Annotated in this window: 1 protein-coding gene; it reads left to right on the top strand. The window is 66.4% G+C overall.

What is annotated here, in order from left to right; all coding sequences use genetic code 11:
* Nucleotides 1–58: 58 nt before the first annotated feature.
* Nucleotides 59–789: recombinase family protein (locus tag IH09_RS36185; protein ID WP_318279675.1), on the top strand; the 731-nt coding region annotated here is incomplete at its 3' end.

Raw genomic sequence — 789 nt, 5'->3', positions numbered from 1 at the left:
CCCCTGCCCGAAGTGCGAAGCCCCCGCCGGTAGTTCCTGCCGTACAGGGGCGGGCAAGGTGGCGTCCAGCTACCACACCGGCCGCTTTGCCCTGGTGCCCGCACTCAAGGCAGAACTCGCGGTGAAGACCCCGGCCGACCGCAACCCCGGCAAGCCGTGGAGGCAAGGCGCACCCGTGGTGCAGGCACCCGAGGCGACGCCAGGTGCAGCGATACGCATCGGCTATGCCCGTTGCTCGACGGTCGGGCAGGAACTCCAGAGCCAGTTGGACATGCTTGCCCGTGCCGACTGCAATCGTGTCTTCTCCGAGAAGATCAGCAGCCGGGTCAAGGAACGTCCGGAACTTGAGAAGGCACTCACCCTCGCCCGGGAGATCAAGACCGCCGCACCACACCAGCCGGTCATCCTGACCGTGGTGGAGATGAAGCGTCTCGCCCGCAACGCGGCTGAACTCATGACCTTGTCGTCCAGTCTCCAAGTCGACGGCATCCAACTGGAGTTGCTATCCGGACCGCTCACCGGTGTCTACGACCCGAACGGGGCCGGTGCCATCGTCTTCGCAGTGCTGGCCGTGGCCTCCGAGGTAGAGCGGGAAGGCATCCGGGAGAAGACGTTGGAGGGGCTGGACACTGCGGCTCGTAAGGGCAACGTCGGTGGACGCCCGTCCGTCATGGACGACGACAAGCTAGCCGTAGCCCGTGCCCGCTACGCCAAGGGAGAGAGCGTCACCGCCATCGCCAAGGCGCTCGGAGTGCACCGGGCCACCCTCTACCGGCACCTTGCCGACAG

Origin of the sequence: Streptomyces celluloflavus, assembly GCA_000720995.1 — a bacterium.
GTDB classification, from domain to species: Bacteria; Actinomycetota; Actinomycetes; order Streptomycetales; family Streptomycetaceae; genus Streptomyces; species Streptomyces celluloflavus.
The sequence above is the reverse complement of the archived record's forward strand: the minus strand, read 5'-3'. Positions and strand labels throughout refer to the sequence as shown.